The sequence below is a fragment of the Sulfuricurvum sp. genome (assembly GCF_019163035.1).
In the GTDB taxonomy this organism is placed as follows: domain Bacteria; phylum Campylobacterota; class Campylobacteria; order Campylobacterales; family Sulfurimonadaceae; genus Sulfuricurvum.
This window is the reverse complement of record NZ_JAFLKV010000154.1, coordinates 1-17,517: the sequence shown is the minus strand read 5'-3', so window position 1 is coordinate 17,517 and position 17,517 is coordinate 1. Positions and strand designations below refer to the sequence as shown.

Below are 17,517 nucleotides of genomic sequence, written 5' to 3'. Positions count from 1 at the left end.
GGAAAATACTCTATGGAGCCGATCAAACATGTTCTTAAACGAGACGGCTCTACAGAGCCGTTTTACCCTTTTAAAATCGAAGACGCCATTGCCAAAGCATTTAAAAGTGTTTCAGTTCCTTTAGACGAAAACGTCGTGACGGAAGTATTGTTTAGTGTTTTGCATGAGGGTATAGTGGATGTGGAGTCGATTCAGGATCTCATCGAGCGCACTCTTTACGGTGCGGGCTACTTCGAAGTGATGAAATCCTTTATCACCTATCGATTTTTACATAAAATGCAGCGAGAACATATCTTGGGACTGGGAGAAGATACGACCTACGTCAACTCCACCCAAAGTGTCGAAGAGTATATTCACAAATCCGACTGGCGGGTCAATGCCAATGCCAATACCGGATACTCTAATGCCGGATTGGTGAATAATCTCGCGGGCAAAGTGATCGCTAACTTTTGGCTCGATAAAGTTTACGCGCCTCACGAAGGAGCCGCACACCGTAACGGCGATATCCATATTCATGATCTTGATTGTTTGACAGGCTATTGTGCCGGATGGAGCCTCAGAGCCCTACTCAATGAAGGATTTAACGGAGTACGGGGACGAGTGGAGAGTAATCCCCCTCGCCATTTTCGAGAAGCGCTGGGACAAATGGCCAATTTTTTAGGCATTTTACAATCCGAATGGGCGGGAGCACAGGCATTTAGCTCGTTTGATACCTATTTGGCTCCGTATGTTTTTGCCGATGAGCTCTCTTTTATCGAGATAAAAAAAGCGATACGTGGGTTTGTGTATAACCTCAATGTCCCGGCACGATGGGGACAGTCACCCTTTACCAATATCACACTGGATTGGATGGTTCCGGATGATCTTGCATTGCAATTTCCTACCTGCAAGGACATCCATCTGTTCCATAACTTTCCCTTTACTGCCCATCATCAGCGTAAACTGTTTGAACGGGATAAAAGAGTTATGAGCGATCTGACCTACTCTGATTTTCAGAGCGAAATGAACCAAATCAACCGTGCCTTTTATGAAGTCATGAGTGAGGGCGATGCAACAGGGGCCCCGTTTACGTTTCCGATCCCCACCGTCAATATCACCGAAGATTTCGACTGGTACGGACCCAACACCGATGTCCTTTTTGAAAACACCGCTAAAATCGGCTCCAGCTACTTTCAAAATTTTGTAGGGAGTCAATATCTTCGGGATGAAAACGGTCAGCCGATCGACAATCCCGACGCCTATAAACCGGGGCATGTACGAAGTATGTGCTGTCGATTACAGCTTGATTTGCGCGAACTGCTCAAACGTGGCGGCGGACTTTTCGGAAGTGCAGAGATGACGGGAAGTATCGGCGTCGTTACGATCAATATGGCACGATTGGGATACCTATACAAAGACGATCATGCACGGTTGATGGAAGAGTTGGATGCACTGATTGAAATTTCTTATTCGACATTAGAGAAAAAACGGCTTTTTGTCCAAGACATGTTTAATCGCGGTCTCTATCCCTACACCGCCCGTTATCTGAAAGGGTTTCATAACCATTTCTCGACTATCGGAGTCAACGGGATGAACGAAATGATCCGTAATATGAGCTGCGATACCGAAAATATCTCTACCGAATGGGGAACACAGTTCGCCCTCTCGATCCTCGATCATATGCGCGAAAAAATGCGTACATTCCAAGAAAAGAGCGGCAACCTCTATAATCTTGAAGCGACTCCGGCAGAGGGGACAACGTATCGTTTTGCGAAAGAAGATATCAAACGCTATCCCGATATCCTCCAAGCGGGTGAGGGAGAAAATATTTATTATACGAACAGTTCACAGCTTCCTGTGGATCTCACCTCTGATCCGTTCGAGGCTCTAACGCTTCAAGACGAACTTCAATGCCGCTATACGGGAGGTACTGTTTTGCATCTGTACATGGGCGAGCGGTTGAGCTCCGGCGAAGCATGCCGTCGTTTGGTTAAAAATGTCATTACCAACTTTCGCCTTCCCTACATCACGGTGACTCCGACTTTTTCGGTCTGTCCCGTACACGGCTATCTCAACGGTGAGCATGAGTATTGCCCGAAATGCGATAGTGAAATCTTTGCCCGCGAGTCTGCATGATATGCATAACCCATGAAAGCTCTTTATGATCTAACCCCCTTTACCCTACTCGATTTTCCCGATATCCCTGCGGCCATTTTTTGGTTTGCGGGGTGCAATCTGCGTTGTGTTTATTGCTACAACCCCGATATTGTTCTAGGCTCTGCCCGTATCGATGAAGCGGATGCTCTCTCCTTTTTAACGAAGCGAGCCGGACTCCTCGAAGGGGTCGTTCTCAGCGGCGGAGAAGCTACACTCTATCCCAATTTACTCTCTTTTTGCCGTTCCATCAAAGCCCTCGGATATAAGATTAAACTCGATACGAACGGAATGCGACCTGATATCATTTCATCCTTTTTGGAAAAGGGTCTATTAGACTATGTCGCCCTAGATTACAAAGCCCCCTCTTCCGAAATGCTACGTATCTGCGGTGGTGGAAGTGAACTCCGTTTTTGGGAGAGTTTTCATCTCATCAAAAAATCTTCCGTTAATTTTGAAGTACGGACAACGTTTCATCCTGAACTACTCACTGAAGACCAGATCATTACCATGGCAAATAAACTCAAAAGTGAAGGTTATAAGCGACCTTTTTACGTGCAGCTTTTTCGCAATGATGTCCAAACGCTGGGGAATATCCCCCATTCCAAACACGTAATCGATTATTCATTGCTTGAACATTTTGTAATTCTCCGCAATTGACCTATATCAAAGACTTTCTTCTGTAAACGCTTTACAATAACGTATTCTTTATATAGGAGTTTGCAATGAAAAAAGTGTTAGTTGCGGTAAGTGTTTTGTTCGGTCTATGGAGTACGTCTTCGGCGGATGAAGGGACGGATCTATTTAAAAAATGTGCGGCCTGTCATGGTGTTCAGGGTGAAAAATCGGCACTTGGTAAAAGCAAAATCATCAAAGATATGAGCAGTGCACAAATTATCATGGCACTCAAAGGATACAAAGACGGTACCTACGGTGCAGCGTCAAAAGCGATTATGAAAGGGCAAGTTATGTCATTAACAGATGCTCAAATAACCACTTTGGCTGCCCATATCAGTAAATAATGTTCTCCTCTTTTGAGGAGTTGGTTCGAGCAGTATAGATTAAAAAAACCCTCCTTAAGGTAAGCCCCGATAAAGCACTATACTGCTTGAACGAACTCCTATTTGAGGATCCAAATCGAATACTACAAAGGAGATATTATGAAAACGAATCTATCATTAAAAATGGATGCAGATAAACGTACCCGATGCGTTGTATATACACGTGTTATGGGCTACCATCGCCCGGTTGAAAGTTTTAATATCGGCAAAAAGCAAGAGCACAAAGATCGAATCCATTTTTGTGAAAGCCAAAAAGCTTCCTAAATCATGTACCTCTCTTTTGAGGGTTTTTACTCTTCTGTTATCCCCCTTTTAAACAAATAATCTTCACTATTTCATTAATTTTTCTATTTTAAATATTGCTAATTCATCGCATCCTTCATGAGAATTTATTTATATACTATTTAAAGGTAGAATTAAAATTGTTAGGGTATCATTTCAATTACTACCTATTGGTGGAATTATACATAGGAGTTGAAATGGCTGAGCGTATTACTAAAAATATGGCCAGAAATATTTACTTTGGTGGGGGACTTTTTGCCATATTGGTATTTACAGGGCTTTCCTTTGATACCGTAAAGCAAATTCCGAAATTAAGTCATGATGACCAAATTACGGAATCAGTGGCTCTAGGGAAAAAAGTATGGGAAAACAACAACTGTGTCGGTTGTCATACCATTATGGGTGAAGGGGCTTATTATGCTCCTGAACTAGGAAATTCATTTCAACGTTTAAGCGGAGGAGATGAAGTCGTATTTAAAACGTATCTAGCCAGTTGGATGGCGGCACAGCCGCTAGAAGCGCCCGGCAGAAGAAAAATGCCACAGTTTCATTTAACACCGGAACAAGTGAATAATCTTGCAGACTTTTTGATTTGGACATCTCGTGTCAACAATCAAGAGTGGCCGCCAAACATTAAAGGATAAGGAACGCGTATGAAGTATTCATCTCAAATGGTCGCAAAACCATATTTTATTTTTGCACTTATTCTTCTTGCAGGAGAGATTGTTTTCGGTCTTGCCATGGGGACACAATATCTCTACGGTGACTTTTTATTCCCGGCGATTCCGTTCAATGTACTCCGCATGGTTCATACGAACTTGTTGATTGTCTTGCTGTTGTTCGGATTTATGGGTGCGACGTATTACCTGATTCCTGAAGAGAGCGAACGAGAACTCTGGAGCCCGATGCTGGCAAAACTCACGTTTTGGATTTTTGCGGCGGCAGGGGTAGCAACTATCCTCGGCTATTTATTTGTCCCCTATTCCACATTGGCAGAGTCACTGGCGAACAGCTTTTGGCCTACTATGGGGCGTGAGTTTTTGGAACAGCCGACACTTACGAAAGTCGGTATTGTAATTGTCGTACTCTCGTATATTTTAAACGTCACGATGACGGTTATCAAAGGGCGTAAAACGACCATTTCGGTTATTTTATTGACCGGTCTTTTTGGTTTGGCATTTTTCTTTTTATTTGCGTTTTACGTTCCAACAAATCTTTCTATGGATAAATTCTTCTGGTGGTTCGTTGTACACTTGTGGGTTGAGGGGACATGGGAACTCATCTTAGGGGCTCTTTTAGCGTTTGTTCTCATCAAAACTACGGGAGTTGATCGTGAGCACATTGATAAATGGCTCTATTTGATTATCGCGATGACGCTTATCTCCGGACTTGCCGGAACCGGGCATCACTTTTTCTATATCGGTACTCCGGGATATTGGTTGTGGATCGGATCGATCGCCTCTGCGGCAGAGCCTATTCCATTTTTCTTGATGATTCTGTTTGCTTACAATATGGCAAAAAACCGTCGTATTCAGCATGACAATAAAATAGCACTAACATGGGCAAAAGGGACTGCCGTAGTGGGCTTTTTAGGAGCGGGCGTTTGGGGGTTTTTACACACACTCGCACCGATCAACTATTATACACACGGTACACAGTTAACAGCTGCACACGGGCACCTCGCCTTTTTCGGTGCGTATGTAATGATTTGTTTCACGATGATATCGTATGCGATGCCAATCCTTCGAGGACGACCTCATGGTAACGGACCAAAATCGCAAAAAGTGGAACTCGCCAGTTTTTGGATGATGGTACTCGGTATGATCGGGCTCACTTTGGCATTAACCGTTGCCGGTATCATACAAATCGAGATGCAAAGACTTCCTGATTCGGCACATGCGGTCGGCTTTATGGAAACGCAAGCGGCTATCTCTAAAGTTTATATGGTTCGTTTAGCGTTCGGTGTCATGGTTCTCTTGGGGCTGTTGACCTATTTCTACAGTTTCTTCGTAAAAGAAGAGAAAGAGTACGCGTAATGGATGAAAAAGTCGGTAAGTTTTGGGATCACTATGTCACCAAAAAAGCGTCTCGTCTTTTTAAAGAGGAAGAGATCGTATTTGCGGACATTGCCAAAAGGTTAAAGCTCTTTTATCACCTCCTAGGGGGTGAAAAAGCCAAAGAACTTCATATTACCGATAAACGATCAATTAAAACGTCACGAACACTGTTAGAGAAGTTTTCAGGAACTGGTAAAACTTTTTTCCTTGCCTGGCAAGATGAAAAAGGGATTTACCTCCCTTCCTCTCTGTCCTATTTCCCCCTCAGAGCATACAATGAGATGCACTATTATTGGTTGATCGCGATGCTGGCAAACGTAAATATCAAAACAAAAAAGATAGAAAATGAGAATATCAATGCAGCGAATGGTCTCATTGAAAAATACGCCGGTTTCAGTGAATTTTATGCCTATGCACACCCTTTTTTAATAACCAATTATCCAGAATTATCCACGATTGAATCTTCATCCGAAGGCTCATCAGCGGATAATTATCCCAATCCTTTGTGGATTTATCCTTCTCTTTCTACCTCTGGCAAGCTCCTGACTACAGAGGATGAAGAGGACGTTGAAAGACAAAATGACGAACCACGCAAGAGTGAAACCTTGCAGATGAAGAAAAAAAGCGAACAGATCGATGATAAAAAAGAGACGGATGGACTGCTCCTCTTTTTGCCCGAATCGATTTTGAGCTTTATGGAGCAAGTGCGGGTTGATCGGCAGGAAAACGACAGTTTTGATGAAGATGCCCTCTACAATGCCGAAGATTTAGATGAGATAACGCTGGGGCAAAAAGATGCCAACCTCTCCGCACGGATCAAAATGGATTTGGATATTTCTGCCAACAGTATTGAAGAGTATCCTTTGGGGAAAGGACATTTTATTGATGAATGGGATTACAAGTATGAAGTCTATCTCAAAAACTATGTCTGCATAAAACCCATAGTTTCTCTCCATACCGAACCCATCGAATTGCCGAAGCGGCTGGAAAAAATGATGCGCTGTATCCAGAGTGAGCTGGATCTGATGGAACTTGACCGTATCAAAAGAGATAACCTCCCTTACGGCGATGAGATCAATATCGATACTTGGATCGATTACAAAGGACATCAGAACCGCTCCAATCATCCGCAGCGATTTTTCGAGACGTTTGAGAGAAAGACGAGAGATATGTCCACGTTGATTTTAGCGGATGTTTCCCTCTCCACCGAAGCGGGAATCACGCAAGAGATACGCGTTATCGATATGATACAAGATGCCCTGATGGTGTTCTCAGAATCATTGCACCGTCTTCAAGATCGGTTTGCCATCTATACCTTTTCATCGATCAAAAACACGAAGGTCAACTTTCATCTCATTAAAAATTTCAAAGAGAGCTATAACGACAACGTTCGCGGTCGGATTCATGCCATTAAACCGGGGTATTACACCCGCATGGGAGCTGGGATACGCGAAAGTGCCAAGATTTTAGAGAAACAGCAAAGTGCCAACAAACTCCTGCTGATTCTCAGTGACGGAAAACCAAACGATGTCGATCGTTACGACGGACGATACGGGATAGAAGATACCAAAAAAGCGATCGAAGAGGTGAAACAAAAAGGGATCACCCCGTTTTGTATCACGATCGATATCGATGCGAAAGAGTACCTCCCCTACCTTTTCGGGCGAAACTCCTATGCCGTGATCCGTGATGCCAAAAAACTCCCCAAAGTGTTACCCGAAATCTATATGAATTTGACTAAATAAAAGGAATGACTATGTCTAAAATGTACTATGTGCCGCAAGGAAACGAAATCGAGCTTTTCAAAGCGGCGGCGGGGATGAATCTCCCTGTGTTGATCAAAGGGCCGACGGGCTGCGGAAAAACACGTTTTATCGAAGCGATGGGGGAAGAATTGGGACGGGATGTCTACACGGTAGTGTGTCATGATGATCTCAGCGCCGCCGATCTGGTCGGCCGCCATCTTATCGATGAAAACGGAACATATTGGCAAGACGGACCATTGACGAAGGCGGTGCGCAACGGCGGTATCTGCTATCTGGATGAGATTATTGAAGCGCGTAAAGACACAACGGTCGTTTTACACTCCCTCGCCGATTATCGTCGGGTTCTCCCCATTGATCGTACCGGTGAAGTGATCGCCGCCCATCCCGATTTTATGTTGGTCGTCTCCTATAATCCGGGGTATCAAAATATATTAAAAGGGATGAAACCCAGTACCAAACAACGCTTTATTTCGCTCAGTTTTGATTATCCTTCGCCGGAAATTGAGAAACAAATTCTCCTAAAGGAGAGCGGTGTGGAGGACTCGATAGCCCAAAAACTGGTAGCTATTGCGGGTGAAATCCGCCGACTAAGTGACAGCGATATCCAAGAGGCGGTATCGACACGATTGCTCATTTATGCCGGGAAATTGATTGCCCACGGCTTTGATCCCTATCAGGCATGCATCCATTCAATTGTTGAATCTTTGAGTGATGAAGAGGATGTTTTAGAGGTGCTTGAAAAGCTTATATCTCTCCATTTTACAAAAAGTATTAATGCCTAAAGTTTTAGATATAAAAGAGCCCTATCCGCCAGGTGACTTTGCGATTTGGATTATTGTCTACGTAGAATTAGTCACCTTTGGACTTTTATTTGTAGGGTACGCATTTTCACGCAGAGCCAATCTTCAAATGTTTAATGACTCTCAACTTCTACTGAACAAAAATATCGGATTTATTAACACCCTTATTTTAATCACGAGCAGTTTTTTTATCATAAAAGCCGTCCAAAAAATTAAAAACATGACACAACACACTAGCTATAAATCAAGTATTGTCGCTTCACAATGGCTTTTATTGGCTATCCTCTTTGGTATACTTTTTCTCCTTTTAAAGCTGAGCGAGTTTTCTCATATCTTTGCTCAAGGCATTACCCTCAGTACCAATACCTTCTTCATGTTTTATCTACTATTGACCATGTTTCATTTTATGCATGTCTCTTTAGGTGTCATAATCTTGTTCAATCTCTACCAAAAAACAAAAGTCCAAGGCTACACTCCTCAGGAGCATAGAGGTCTTGAAACAGGTGCAATCTATTGGCATTTAGTGGACTTGCTGTGGATTGTCCTCTTTCCCTTAGTCTATATCATCCGCTAGGAGACAAAATGAACCTAAAAGCAGAAACCATCTGGAGCATTTTGGCAGTTTTATCGGTTTTTGCTTATGCATTGGGACATTTTAAGCTTATTAGTACGTTTTTGGTTGCCATTTTGTTGATTAGCACTTTTTTAAAAGGGCAATTGATAAGTGATTATTTTATGGGATTAAAAGAGACTCGACTCCGCTATAGACTGATACCAACGCTTTGGCTCATCCTCATTCTCTCGATGATCGCTGTAGCGTATTATCTACCTTCACTCAAAACACTCTAGTTTACACTGATTAAATTTTAACCATAAATATGTAGACATTTTCCTCATTTTTAGACTACAATTATTTCGGATAAAAAAATCCTAATTAGGAGAGAAGATGAAATTCGGTGATTTAAAAAAAGAGGGACACTGGCCAACACTTTTTGCCGCCTTTTTGTATTTCGACTTTAGTTTTATGATGTGGACTATGTTAGGGCCACTTGCAACGGAGATCAATGAGTCTTTAACCTCACGCGGTTTTTCGATGAATGCCGATCAAACGGCGACACTGCTCGCAGTTCCAGTACTTGCCGGAGCAATACTGCGTTTAGTACTGGGAATATTTGTCGATAAATTCGGGCCTAAAAAAACTGCTTTAGTATCCCAAGTCATCGTTATTGCAACGTTATTTTACGGATATATCAGCGCAGGAACCATTACGTACGATCAGTTGTTATTCGTAGCCTTAGGACTGGGCTTTGCCGGGGCATCGTTTGCCGTCGCATTACCTCAAGCGGGTCAATGGTATCCTCCTCGTTTACAAGGAACCGTTTTAGGGATCGCGGGTGCGGGAAATATCGGTGTTGTCATCGACTTTTTATTTGCACCTAAAATTGCCGAAGTGTGGGGATGGCAAGCAGTCTTCCTCGTCGGTGCACTCTTATCGTTTATCGTTCTCGTCGCGTATATATTCTTAGCAAAAGATGCCCCTGCATCTGTCTATAAACCAAATCCTAAAAAACTAGGTGATTATTTGAAATTAATGCGTGACCGTGATACATGGTGGTTTAATCTCTTTTACTCTGTCTCTTTTGGTGGATTTATTGGATTTGCCAACTACATGAAAGTGTACTTGATGAATACCTATCAAAGCGATATGTCCGCATTTGGTCTGGATGTTATTAACGAGGAGAACGTGAAAGTTATTGCAGGATATTTCGGAGCATTGTGTATCTTTGCTGGAGCACTCCTTCGTCCGGTGGGCGGAGCTATCGCCGATAAGATGGGGGGAATAAAATCGCTTTATGTCTTTTACGGTAGTATCATCGTTTTAGCCCTCATCAGTGCATTTGTGAGCTTGCCGTTTTGGGCAGCGATTGTTGTCATGTTTCTGATTATGGCGAATCTTGGGATGGCAAACGGATCGGTGTTTCAACTCGTACCGCAGCGCTTCGGCAAAGATATCGGTGTGATGACGGGTCTGATCGGTATGGCAGGCGGATTGGGAGGAACAGCTCTGATCAAAACATTCGGATGGTCACAAGGAGCATTTGATGGCTACACAGCCGGATTTGTCATCTTTGCGGTAATGACGATGATTGCCTTATCGGGAATCAGTTTGGTTAAAACACGATGGCGCACGACATGGGGTGCCACATCAGGAGCAAGAATTTAATGCTAAAAGTACAATCTTCCGAATTCATCCTTCCTAAAGACGCCACTACAGGCGATGACGCTTGTGCCTACAGCATCATCGATAATGCTCTGCTGATAAGCGTGTTATGCGATGGAGTCGGAAGTGCCTCACGTGGCGGAACTGCCGCACGCCAATGCGTCAAATTTTTTATTGATCAGTTCAAAAACCGCCCTCGTGCTTGGGATATTCCCAAAACGATGGAGGTATTTACCCGCCACATCAATAGTCTCCTTTTCAAAGAATCAATGACGCAGTATGGGAAAATTGAGCTTCTAACAACCCTATGTCTCGCTGTGATCGAGGGGGAAAATCTCTATACTCTCAATCTTGGGGATTCACGTATTTATCTACTGAAAAAAGAGGGTGAACTTCGCCATCTCAGCAATGATCATACGATGGATGATGAATACATGTCCCATGTCTTAACCTCTGCGTGCGGATTGAGTGAAAATATCGATCCGGTCATACTCACCACATCTGTAGCCATCGGCGATACCCTGATACTGTGCAGTGATGGTGTCTACAATCTCTTAGAGGAGAACGTCTTTACTGATATGATCCAAAAAGGGTTAGGTGCCTCGACTATTATCTATAGCGCTACCCAAAATTGCGATCTCAAAGATCGTGATGACATGAGCCTCCAGATTTTTCGTATCGAAGCTCTCGATCCACTCTATGCGATCAAAAATACCCCCCTTATCATCCCTGAAACCCTGAGTGAGGGGCAAATCATCGACGGCTATACCCTCCTCTCTCCTATGATGGAGCACAGACGTATTTGGAAAGTCATTAAAGATTCAGAACTCTATGTGATAAAGTTTCCGTTGAAAGCGGAAGATGACGAAGCTCTTGATGCCTTTGTACACGAAGCATGGTACGCCAAACAAATTACCCACAAAGCCTTTGGACAGGCATGGATACCGGAAAATCGTAGTATGCGTTACTACCTGATGGAACTGATAGAGGGGGTGAATCTGTTAGAGTATCTCAAAAACCGTACTCTCTCGGTGGACAATGCCATAGCTTTGGGCAAATTTCTCCATCGCGCAGAAGCCCATCTACTCCATCTTGGTCTCGTACACGGCGACATCAAACCCGAAAACATTCTCGTCTATCAACGTGACGGTGAAGCGGGGGTTGATTTTAAAATGGTTGATTTTGGCTCTATCGTCGAGATTTTTTCGACGGCTTCGCGTGCAGGAACACCCACCTATCTCGCACCTGAACGATTTAGTGAGAGTGCTATCAACGAATCAACCGAAATTTTCTCGATCGGAGTTACACTTTATTGGGCACTTAGCGGAAAATTTCCTTATGGAGAGATTGAACCGTTTCAAACCCCAACCTTCAAATCACCCAAACGCCCAGTAACTTTTAATAAAAATATTCCTCTTTGGCTCGATTCGGTCATTATGCGCTCCATCGCCATTGACCCTACATTACGCTACCGCCACTACTCAGAACTTTTTTATGATCTCAAATCGCCGGAAAAAGTAAAGCCGTTTTTTTGCACCTCTACCCCCCTAATCGAACGTTCCCCTGCTACTTTTTATAAAATCGGATTTATAATTCTGTTACTATTAGAAATGATCACATTTTATCTGTACGTTACCAAATAAAGGTTTTTAAATGCTTTCCTCTGCTTGCCAAGATACGATTCGAGCTACCGTATGGCTCTCCACCAAACCTGCCGATGAGTTTCATCGAATACAAGAGATTAGTGAAGCACTGGAACTTCCTTTTCATTTTATGGCAAAATCACTTCAAAAACTGGTTCATGCGGGGATACTGATCTCTCAGCGCGGAGCAGCTGGCGGGGTAACACTCTCACGCAAAGCCTCCGATATCACCCTCCTCTCGATTATCGAAGCGGTTGATGGAACAACCTTTTTTGATGAATGTGTATTGGGAATCGGAGATTGTGAAGCGGAAAAACCATGTGCTCTTCATGCCCAATGGGATGTATGGCGTCAAGAGATGATAGAGATGTACTCTGCTATGCGTCTGAGTGAAATTGAAGAAGATATATTACACCGCAGAATCAAACGAATTTAGAAAATCCCTATAATCGGGTCTTGCGAATTATCTCATTTTTACTAATCAAATATATCATATTTATTAGCTCATACATTCACATCCATTAAACTGATTAAAAAACAATCAAAAACTTGCCTATATCTACTCAATTTTACACTATTATTTTTAAAGATAAAAAAGTCTGAATATAGACTCTAAGGAGATGATGATGAGTGGAAAACTTTATTTGATTGGATGCGGTCCAGGTGATGCAGACCTGCTAACACTCAAAGCACTTAAAACTATTGAAAAACTCGATATAGCACTGATAGATCATCTCCTCACCGATGAGATAATTGATCTAATTCTCCCGCATACCAAAGTGGTGTTTGTGGGAAAAGAGAAAGGAAAACATAGTTATCCTCAGGATCAGATCAATGCGATGATTACTGAATATGCGTTACAAGGATACACGGTAGGACGGCTCAAATGCGGTGATCCCTACATCTTTGGGCGTGGAACGGAAGAGGCGATTTACGCTTCGAAAAACGGTATTGAGACCGAAGTTATCCCGGGACTCTCATCCGCACTATCCGGTCCACTTTCCGCCGGAATCGCACCTACTGCGCGCGGTGTCAGTACCGGTGTATCGATCGTATCGGCACACCTCTCAGGAGACCGGGTTAACCTCTCATGGATTCCGATGTTAAGTGTCGAAGATCACACCACCGTCGTCCTCATGGGTCTCAGCCGTACCCGTCAGATTGTCAAAGAGGCACTGGATAAAGGGGTGGATTCCGCATTGCCCGTTGCTATCATCTCCAATGCCACCACTGCCATCCAAAGCTCCATCATTACCACCCTTGGGGAACTTATCATCGCTGCAAAAGCGGCACCTAAACCGGCTATCTTGGTGTTCGGAAATGTCGTCAATTTAGCACAGGTTCTCCCAACCTATCGTTATGAATCCAAGGGGGAATGTTATGACATCGCTTGCGCAGGCTAACGCTGAACGAAGTATCAAACGACACAAAACCGAATCGATCAAAGATGCCTTCAGTGCGACCGAAGCATGGGAACGGCTCATAGGGTATTCCAAAAGCGGCTACGCTTCCATCACCGATGAAGATAAAGATTTTGTCCTTAAAAGTTTCGGCATTTTCGATCGACCCGCTACCCCTGAACGGTTTATGATCCGTGTACGGATTGCTGGAGGAGCTTTAAGCGTAGAGCAGGCGATGGCAGTTGGATATGTTACGTCGATGTTTGGTCAAGACTACATTGATATCACGACCCGCCAACAGATCGAACTGCGCTATCTCGCAATCGAAGATATTCCTGAATCACTCAAACTCTTAGAGGCGGTCGGACTGACCAGCTATCAAACGGGGGTCGATAATTTCCGAAATATCCTCATCGATCCGCTCGATGGCTTGGCGATGGATAACATACTCTCCACTAAAGCGATTATGGAGCAGATTCAATCTATCTTTTTAAAAAATCCCGATTGGACTACGACACTACCTCGCAAATTCAACATCGGTATCAACGGTTCACTCAGCAATCGTTGTAATATTTTCGGTCAGGATTTTGCCCTTTCCCTCGCACAGAAAGAGGGAATGTACGGTTTTAACCTTTATCTGGGAGGACGTGTCGGAAGTTTGGCGCATGACGCCGATATGTTTGTTACCCCATCCGAGGCGGTTCACGTCTTTGAAGCGGTGGCAACACTCTTTAAAACCTATGGTTTCCGTGATAACCGCAATAAAAACCGTTTGAAGTTTCTGATCGAAGCGGTCGGGATGAGTGAGTTTAGAAATGCAATTGAAGAATATTTAGGGCATTCAATGCCTAAAGCGGGTGAAAGCCTTACCCGTTTAGAAGGGGGAGATCATTATGGAAGAATTGCTCTAAATGATGGATCATTTGCCCTTTATGCCGCTGTCCCCTCGGGTGTATTTAGCGGCACTCACCTCCTCCATGCGGCCAAAATTGCCCAGTCACAAAACGGAGCTATCCGCCTCACGATCGAGCAAAACCTCATCATCACCGGAATCAGGGATGAGGGCGATGCGTTAACCTCTCCTCTCTTTGCCAAGTATCCGAACCGCCCTTCACCCTATATGGCGAACCTCATCGCCTGTGCAGGGTCTGAACACTGTCCTTTCGGTGTCATTCCGGGGAAACCCAACGCGATTGATATGGGTAAATATTTGGGCCGTGAAGTACCTTTAGAGGATACGAAAGTACGCCTTTACTGGTCAGCCTGTATCAAAGGATGCGGAGTACACGGTGCGGGAGATTTGGGGTTTGTCGGATGCAAAGTACCGCGTAACGGAAAAACAGTGCTCGGAGTCGATATATTCATCGGCGGAAGCTTGAGCGGTGAGGGAGAAGAAGCACATCTGTTGCTCAAAGGAATCGTCCTCAAAGAGGCTCGCGAATTCGTTGCCGAGTTGATGCGCGAGTACCGTGATTTACGCGTCTCTAAAGAGAGTTTGGAACATTTTATCCACCGCCTGCAAATCCGCTACAGCAACTATGCGATCGGTTTTTTGATGCGATGGAACCGTTTGGTTACACTTCAATCCCTTGAATCTCTCCTCCATTTTAATCTGAAATCCCACGGAGGAAGCCATAAAGAGAGTGATGAAATCTATGCCTATGGATTATCTCTGGTTCAATCGATTACCGGAATAAAAGCCTATGAGGTCGAAGACCCCTTTTTAGAGGGGAAAAAACCGTTTTCATTTGATCTCAAAACGGTCGATAAACGGTATCTCCCTTATACGGCAATCATCGAAAGAATGATCCATCCTAACCCGATGAATAGATACCAAGTTTTTACCGAAATTGTTACTGCTTTAGAAAAGAGTGAGAATGAATCTCTCTAATACAATTTCTACCGGCTGTCCTTTTTGTGGGACAGGGTGTGCTCTTAATGTAGAATGCAACGGAACTAGTTATAAAGTAAAAGGAGACAAATCGAACCCTTCTACATTGGGAGAGCTTTGTTTTAAACCCATTCAAATGGCAAAAGTGCTCGACACTGCACGATTGAATACTCCCCTATACCGTCAACATAAACATGAGCCGTTTAAACCCATATCATGGGACAAAGCGTTCAGTTATATTGCCGATAATATCCTGCAACTTCCCAAAAATGCCCTCTATTTTTACCTCTCAGGGCAACTCCTTAGTGAAGAGAGCTATCTCTTCACTAAACTCATCAAAGGATATTTGGGAACCAACAACGTGGATGCGAATTCCAGACTCTGTATGGCGAGTGCCGTCATTGCACATAAAATGGTGTTTGGAAGCGACGGTCCGGTCGGAAATTATAAAGACATTGATGACGCGGATGTCATTTTAATAAGTGGCTCAAACCCTGCATGGGCTCATCCGGTAGTTTTTAGACGTATATTAGCACGAAAAAAATCTCACCCTGAAACACTTATTATTACCATTGATCCGATCCGTACCGAAACCGCCGAAAAAAGTGATTTGTGGATCGGATTAAACAGCGGTAGCGATACCACACTCTACAATGCTATTCTTTCTGCGCTTCATAAACAAAGTGCCTGCGATATTGATTTTATACGACGTGTATCAGAGGGATTTGAACAAACTCTATCCGAAGCACAAAAGATCTCATTTGAATCTGCAATCGAAGCGTGTGGCATCTCTCAACAAAACGCTGAACAAATAGTACAGTGTTTTGCATCGGATAAAAAAATCGTAGGGTTATGGTGCCAAGGACTCAATCAAGCAACCGATGGAGTTATGCGTAATATCGGATTTATGAATCTCTTTTTAGCAACGGGTCGTCTTAATGCTTCCCGAGGTTGTCCGATTTCTCTCACCGGTCAGCCTAATGCAATGGGAGGGCGAGAAGTTGGCTATCTATCAAACGGACTTCCAGGCTACCGCGATGTTCGGACACTATCGGACCGACAAACATGCGAAAACCATTGGAACCTTTTTCATAATACAATCTCCCCTATTCCGGGTATCACTATTACAGACGCTATCGATTCTATTCTTACCAAAGATATCCGCTTTTTATGGGTGACCTGTACGAATCCTCTTCTTACCCTTCCCGATCTTAATAAAACAGAACATGCCCTTAATTCTCCTGATCTTTTTTTAGTTGTTCAAGACTGTGTTATGAGTGAAACCGCAGCAATGGCGAATTTGATACTACCAACCCATACATGGGGTGAGAAGGAAGGGAGCATGACCAATTCTGAGCGCTATATTAAACGTATACGCCCATTTAAACCTGCTCCTGATGGATCTAAAAGTGATCTCGATATTATCTACTCTGTTGCACAAAAACTTGGTTTTTCGGGCTTTGAGTATACGAATATAAAAGCAGTTTATGATGAGTATAAAGCGCTGAGTGAAAATCGGTTGTGCGATCAAAGTACCCAAGAGTACAATAGCATATCGTATCAGTGGGGAGGAGAACGGCTCTATAGCAATCAAATATTTGCTACAACATCGACTAAAGTTCAATTTCATCCCGTTATCTCATCTACATCCATGATTGATCCAGATAAATTCATTCTTATTACTGGAAGAACAAAAAAACAGTGGCATACTATGACACGTACAGGATTGTCTAACGAACTATTAAAAGAGGAAGAAGAACCCTATCTTTTAATGAACTCAGACGAAGCGGAAAAAATGGGAATAGACGTAGGAGATACAGTGATAATCAAAAATGATTTGGGTACTCTCGAACTTCCCATACGTTTTGGAAAATTAGCATATAAACATCTTTTTGCTCCATTTGGCTATCCGCAAACTCCAATCAATACTCTAGTCCCTGTTTTGAATGACCCTTTTTCGTCTCAAAGTGCCCTTAAATCAGCACAGGTATTAGTTATTAAAAAATGATCCCTATACTGGAGAACTTTCTCTTTGATACGATATTTTTTGATCAGGATAGCTGAATCTATATTGATTTATGTCAATACCTCCCCTTGACTATCTCGATATACTCCCCCATACTTTATAAGGAATCCAAAATGTCTACTTTTTCGACATCACCCTCCCCTAAAAAACAAAACTATTTTCTATCCCAGCCCCATCAGCCCTTTTTTGTATTTGGGCTATTATGGGCGATCGTATCGATGGTACTCTTTACCCTCT

16 protein-coding genes are annotated in these 17,517 nt (G+C 43.3%); all 16 read left to right on the top strand.

Annotated elements, in window-relative coordinates; translation table 11 throughout:
- The first annotated feature begins 12 nt into the window (after positions 1-12).
- On the top strand, positions 13-2,115 hold the full coding sequence (locus JZU62_RS10815; RefSeq protein ID WP_295014693.1) for a ribonucleoside triphosphate reductase: 2,103 nt from the start codon (positions 13-15) through the stop codon (positions 2,113-2,115).
- A 12-nt stretch (positions 2,116-2,127) separates the two neighbouring features.
- A complete protein-coding gene (locus JZU62_RS10810; RefSeq protein ID WP_295014691.1) occupies positions 2,128-2,793 on the top strand; it encodes an anaerobic ribonucleoside-triphosphate reductase activating protein in 666 nt (221 codons plus the stop codon).
- A 65-nt stretch (positions 2,794-2,858) separates the two neighbouring features.
- On the top strand, positions 2,859-3,155 hold the full coding sequence (locus JZU62_RS10805; protein ID WP_295014688.1) for a c-type cytochrome: 297 nt from the start codon (positions 2,859-2,861) through the stop codon (positions 3,153-3,155).
- Between the two features lie 138 nt (positions 3,156-3,293).
- Complete coding sequence (gene nrdD / locus JZU62_RS10800) at positions 3,294-3,458, top strand: anaerobic ribonucleoside-triphosphate reductase (protein WP_295014686.1); 165 nt, start codon at positions 3,294-3,296, stop codon at positions 3,456-3,458.
- Between the two features lie 215 nt (positions 3,459-3,673).
- Positions 3,674-4,120: a cytochrome c gene (locus JZU62_RS10795; RefSeq protein ID WP_295014684.1), complete on the top strand. Its 447-nt coding sequence runs from the start codon at positions 3,674-3,676 to the stop codon at positions 4,118-4,120.
- A gap of 9 nt (positions 4,121-4,129) precedes the next feature.
- The gene (locus tag JZU62_RS10790) at positions 4,130-5,512 is read left to right on the top strand and encodes a cbb3-type cytochrome c oxidase subunit I (protein ID WP_295014682.1); all 1,383 of its coding nucleotides are present in this window, start codon (positions 4,130-4,132) and stop codon (positions 5,510-5,512) included.
- Positions 5,512-7,278, top strand: coding sequence for a VWA domain-containing protein (locus tag JZU62_RS10785; RefSeq protein WP_295014680.1), 1,767 nt, complete (start codon positions 5,512-5,514; stop codon positions 7,276-7,278). Before JZU62_RS10790 ends, JZU62_RS10785 begins: the two co-directional genes overlap by 1 nt.
- A gap of 11 nt (positions 7,279-7,289) precedes the next feature.
- Complete coding sequence (locus JZU62_RS10780; RefSeq protein WP_295014678.1) at positions 7,290-8,081, top strand: CbbQ/NirQ/NorQ/GpvN family protein; 792 nt, start codon at positions 7,290-7,292, stop codon at positions 8,079-8,081.
- Positions 8,074-8,673: a cytochrome c oxidase subunit 3 gene (locus JZU62_RS10775; RefSeq protein ID WP_295014676.1), complete on the top strand. Its 600-nt coding sequence runs from the start codon at positions 8,074-8,076 to the stop codon at positions 8,671-8,673. Before JZU62_RS10780 ends, JZU62_RS10775 begins: the two co-directional genes overlap by 8 nt.
- An 8-nt stretch (positions 8,674-8,681) precedes the next feature.
- Complete coding sequence (locus JZU62_RS10770; RefSeq protein ID WP_295014674.1) at positions 8,682-8,948, top strand: cytochrome C oxidase subunit IV family protein; 267 nt, start codon at positions 8,682-8,684, stop codon at positions 8,946-8,948.
- A 97-nt stretch (positions 8,949-9,045) separates the two neighbouring features.
- Complete coding sequence (locus JZU62_RS10765) at positions 9,046-10,323, top strand: nitrate/nitrite transporter (protein WP_295014672.1); 1,278 nt, start codon at positions 9,046-9,048, stop codon at positions 10,321-10,323.
- Positions 10,323-11,963, top strand: coding sequence for a bifunctional protein-serine/threonine kinase/phosphatase (locus JZU62_RS10760; protein ID WP_295014670.1), 1,641 nt, complete (start codon positions 10,323-10,325; stop codon positions 11,961-11,963). Before JZU62_RS10765 ends, JZU62_RS10760 begins: the two co-directional genes overlap by 1 nt.
- 10 nt (positions 11,964-11,973) lie before the next feature.
- A complete protein-coding gene (locus JZU62_RS10755) occupies positions 11,974-12,399 on the top strand; it encodes an Rrf2 family transcriptional regulator (protein WP_295014668.1) in 426 nt (141 codons plus the stop codon).
- Positions 12,400-12,589: 190 nt separating this feature from the next.
- Positions 12,590-13,366 carry a uroporphyrinogen-III C-methyltransferase gene (cobA, locus tag JZU62_RS10750; protein WP_295014666.1) on the top strand — a complete coding sequence of 259 codons (777 nt, stop codon included), beginning with the start codon at positions 12,590-12,592 and terminating at the stop codon, positions 13,364-13,366.
- Positions 13,344-15,254: a ferredoxin--nitrite reductase gene (locus JZU62_RS10745; RefSeq protein WP_295014664.1), complete on the top strand. Its 1,911-nt coding sequence runs from the start codon at positions 13,344-13,346 to the stop codon at positions 15,252-15,254. The genes cobA and JZU62_RS10745 overlap by 23 nt, the downstream gene beginning before the upstream one ends.
- Positions 15,241-17,262: a molybdopterin-dependent oxidoreductase gene (locus JZU62_RS10740; protein WP_295014662.1), complete on the top strand. Its 2,022-nt coding sequence runs from the start codon at positions 15,241-15,243 to the stop codon at positions 17,260-17,262. Before JZU62_RS10745 ends, JZU62_RS10740 begins: the two co-directional genes overlap by 14 nt.
- Positions 17,263-17,517: the final 255 nt, after the last annotated feature.

Coding starts and splice junctions, on each gene's coding strand:
- JZU62_RS10795 (WP_295014684.1), top strand. CDS start 3,674: ATGGCTGAGCGTATTACTAAAAATATGGCCAGAAATATTTACTTTGGT.
- cobA (WP_295014666.1), top strand. CDS start 12,590: ATGAGTGGAAAACTTTATTTGATTGGATGCGGTCCAGGTGATGCAGAC.
- JZU62_RS10805 (WP_295014688.1), top strand. CDS start 2,859: ATGAAAAAAGTGTTAGTTGCGGTAAGTGTTTTGTTCGGTCTATGGAGT.
- JZU62_RS10775 (WP_295014676.1), top strand. CDS start 8,074: ATGCCTAAAGTTTTAGATATAAAAGAGCCCTATCCGCCAGGTGACTTT.
- JZU62_RS10760 (WP_295014670.1), top strand. CDS start 10,323: ATGCTAAAAGTACAATCTTCCGAATTCATCCTTCCTAAAGACGCCACT.
- JZU62_RS10740 (WP_295014662.1), top strand. CDS start 15,241: ATGAATCTCTCTAATACAATTTCTACCGGCTGTCCTTTTTGTGGGACA.
- JZU62_RS10780 (WP_295014678.1), top strand. CDS start 7,290: ATGTCTAAAATGTACTATGTGCCGCAAGGAAACGAAATCGAGCTTTTC.
- JZU62_RS10745 (WP_295014664.1), top strand. CDS start 13,344: ATGACATCGCTTGCGCAGGCTAACGCTGAACGAAGTATCAAACGACAC.
- JZU62_RS10785 (WP_295014680.1), top strand. CDS start 5,512: ATGGATGAAAAAGTCGGTAAGTTTTGGGATCACTATGTCACCAAAAAA.
- JZU62_RS10755 (WP_295014668.1), top strand. CDS start 11,974: ATGCTTTCCTCTGCTTGCCAAGATACGATTCGAGCTACCGTATGGCTC.
- JZU62_RS10815 (WP_295014693.1), top strand. CDS start 13: ATGGAGCCGATCAAACATGTTCTTAAACGAGACGGCTCTACAGAGCCG.
- JZU62_RS10790 (WP_295014682.1), top strand. CDS start 4,130: ATGAAGTATTCATCTCAAATGGTCGCAAAACCATATTTTATTTTTGCA.
- JZU62_RS10810 (WP_295014691.1), top strand. CDS start 2,128: ATGAAAGCTCTTTATGATCTAACCCCCTTTACCCTACTCGATTTTCCC.
- JZU62_RS10770 (WP_295014674.1), top strand. CDS start 8,682: ATGAACCTAAAAGCAGAAACCATCTGGAGCATTTTGGCAGTTTTATCG.
- nrdD (WP_295014686.1), top strand. CDS start 3,294: ATGAAAACGAATCTATCATTAAAAATGGATGCAGATAAACGTACCCGA.
- JZU62_RS10765 (WP_295014672.1), top strand. CDS start 9,046: ATGAAATTCGGTGATTTAAAAAAAGAGGGACACTGGCCAACACTTTTT.